The sequence below is a fragment of the Salinivibrio sp. MA427 genome (genome assembly GCF_001996115.1).
In the GTDB taxonomy this organism is placed as follows: domain Bacteria; phylum Pseudomonadota; class Gammaproteobacteria; order Enterobacterales; family Vibrionaceae; genus Salinivibrio; species Salinivibrio costicola.
The window spans coordinates 1-2,973 of sequence record NZ_MUFH01000292.1 but is presented as its reverse complement, the minus strand read 5'-3'; the positions used below and the strand labels follow the sequence as shown (position 1 = coordinate 2,973).

General features: G+C 52.8%; 2 protein-coding genes. Both read right to left on the bottom strand.

All coding sequences use genetic code 11. The features are described 5' to 3' along the window. Positions 1–127: 127 nt before the first annotated feature. Positions 128–511 (bottom strand): DUF2061 domain-containing protein, encoded by a 384-nt coding sequence (locus BZG79_RS13455; RefSeq protein WP_021022640.1) that lies wholly within the window; start codon positions 509–511, stop codon positions 128–130. 238 nt (positions 512–749) lie between these two features. Further along, on the bottom strand, positions 750–2,973 hold a 2,224-nt coding region (locus tag BZG79_RS13450), incomplete at its 5' end, for a valine--tRNA ligase (RefSeq protein WP_077774653.1).

Here is a 2,973-nt window from a genome sequence, read left to right as displayed (position 1 = left end):
TAATACACTCCGGATAATAGATTTATCGACAATCTATCTCACTGAGATGGCTTTCACAACTCAATCGCGATACAGGCAAGGCGGCGATCATTGCGCGTTGTTCGGCGTCACTATCCCCGGTGTGGTTTTAGTGGTGGTGGCCAAGGTGCACCGGCGCGGGTTTTACCCCATGACGGCGCTGCCAGATTTTTTCATGGAAAAAGTAAGCCAATGTATTGATGCTTGGCTCAACCAGCGCTAATGCACCACCGACTAACCAATCACCGCTGATCAAATAGCCGACCAAGAAAGCGACGTTAAAGTGGATCACCGCAAAGCTGGCGGTTTTAATCACCGGACGCGCTTGACGGCTTAGTTTCCAGATTTTTTCGTGCAGATAAAAGGCACCCGTGTTGACCGTTGGCTCGGTCATGGCAATTAAGCTACCTAAAATGATATCGCCGGTGAGCACATACGCGACCGTAAAGGCGATCGAAAAGTGGATAGCGGCAAAACTGAGTGTCTTTTTCATGGTGTAGCTCCTTCGCGGCAACACGCGTTTAATCAACAATGACAGTATGTACGGTTCATGTCGATAAATAAAAACGGTTCTCACTATCTTTTAGATAGAGAAGGGCTATCAAAGGCGATCAGTGCTGGTACAACAACCGTTGAGAAAGTGACCAAGCCAATTGTGTGCTGGTGTTGGGCATAAAAAAAGCCACGCCGATTGGCGTGGCTTATCACAGGGTATCGGTAAGACCGATGAACTATAACGCAGCGATGGTGACCTTTTGCTCACCGAGCTTGGTTAAGGTGTCACGATAGCCATCGAGCTTTTCACGCTCTTTCGCTACCACGGCTTCGGGCGCTTTAGCGACAAAGCCTTCATTGCCAAGCTTACCTTCAACACGCTTGATCTCACCTTCGATTTTGGCGATCTCTTTGTCCAGACGCGCCAGTTCGGCATCTTTATCAATCAAGCCCGCCATTGGGATCAAGATCTCAGCGCTGCCAACCAAGGCAGACGCACAGGCCGGTAGCGTTTCGCTGCCGTCCAGTACCTTGAAACTGCCCAGTTTGGCCAGTGCGTTTAAGGTGGTGCTGTTGCTGCTCGCACGATCAGCATCACGTGAATCGGCGGCTTTTAGCATTACGTCAAGCGGTTGGCTTGGCGCAATATCGTACTCAGCACGTAGGTTACGGATGCTGACGATAAACTGCTTCACCCACTCAATGTCTTCTGACGCTTGGGTGTTCACGTGGCTTTGATCAAATTGCGGCAGAGGCTGCTGCATAATGGTGTCGCCTTCCACGCCGTTTACCAGCGGTTTAACGCTCTGCCAGATCGCTTCGGTGATGTAAGGGATCACAGGGTGCGCCAGACGCAAGGTTTTCTCCAGCACGGTGATCAAGGTATAACGGGTGGCACGCTGTTGTGCGTCGTCACCTTTCCACAGCACCGGCTTGGTCAGCTCCAAGTACCAATCGCAGAATTGATGCCAGATAAACTCATACAAGACGCCCGCCGCCATATCGAGACGGTAGTTGTCGAGGTGGGTGTTAAAGTCTTTGGCCGCTTGTTGGAACTGAGACTCGATCCACTGATCGGCGTTTGAGAAGGTCATCTCGCCGCCGTTCATGCCGCAATCTTGCGCTTCGGTGTTCATCAGCACGTAACGGCTGGCGTTCCAAAGTTTGTTACAGAAGTTGCGGTAACCTTCCAGACGCTTCATGTCCCAGTTGATGTCACGGCCGGTAGAGGCCAGTGCCGCCAAGGTAAAGCGCAAGGCATCGGTGCCGTGGGCGTCGATGCCGTTTTCGAAGGTTTTGCGGGTCGCCTTCTCGATTTTTTCAGCCAGCTTAGGCTGCATCATGTTACCGGTACGCTTGGCAACCAGATCATCAATGCCAATGCCGTCAATCATGTCGAGTGGGTCAAGCACGTTGCCTTTCGACTTCGACATCTTGGCGCCACTTTCATCGCGAATCAGGCCGGTCATGTAGATGGTTTTGAACGGGACTTGTGGCTTGCCGTTTTCATCTTTGATGAAGTGCATGGTCATCATGATCATACGCGCCACCCAGAAGAAGATAATATCGAAGCCTGACACCAATACATCGGTAGGATGGAAGGTTTTCAGTGCATCGGTATTTTCTGGCCAGCCGAGGGTGCCGAATGTCCAAAGCGCCGATGAGAACCAGGTATCGAGCACGTCTTCGTCTTGGCGCAGCGCGACGTCGTCGCCAATCTGGTTGTCACGACGGACTTCGTCTTCATCGCGGCCCACATAGACGTTGCCTTGGTCGTCATACCAGGCAGGAATGCGGTGACCCCACCAAAGCTGACGCGAAATACACCAGTCTTGTACATCGCGCATCCACGCAAAGTACATGTTTTCGTATTGCTTGGGCACAAACTGAATGTCGCCATCTTCTACCGCTTTGACAGCCGGCTCGGCGAGCGGCGCGGTGCGCACATACCATTGGTCGGTCAGCATCGGCTCAATGACCACGCCACCGCGATCGCCATAAGGGACGGTCAGATCGTGATCTTTGATTTCACCCAGCAAGCCGAGCGCGTCAAATTCGGCGACGATCGCTTTACGCGCCGCAAAACGTTCCAAACCTTGGTAGGCGGCTGGAATGTCGCTCGCGTAGGCGGTGCTTGGCTGGCCTTTGTGATCAAACACTTCTGCGTGCTCGCGGATATCCGCGTTCAGGGTCAAAATGTTGATCATTGGCAGCTGGTGGCGCTGGCCGACTTCGTAGTCATTAAAGTCGTGCGCGGGAGTGATTTTTACACACCCGGTGCCTTTTTCCATGTCGGCGTGTTCGTCGCCCACGATCGGGATACGACGATTCACCACTGGCAGCAACACGTGCTGACCAATCAGATCTTTGTAGCGCGGATCGTTTGGGTTTACCGCAACACCGGTATCGCCCAGCATGGTTTCTGGACGGGTGGTGGCAACGACAATGTAGTCTTTACCG

Excerpts from the sequence above, each read along its gene's own strand:
- BZG79_RS13455 (WP_021022640.1), bottom strand. The coding sequence starts at position 511 with ATGAAAAAGACACTCAGTTTTGCCGCTATCCACTTTTCGATCGCCTTT.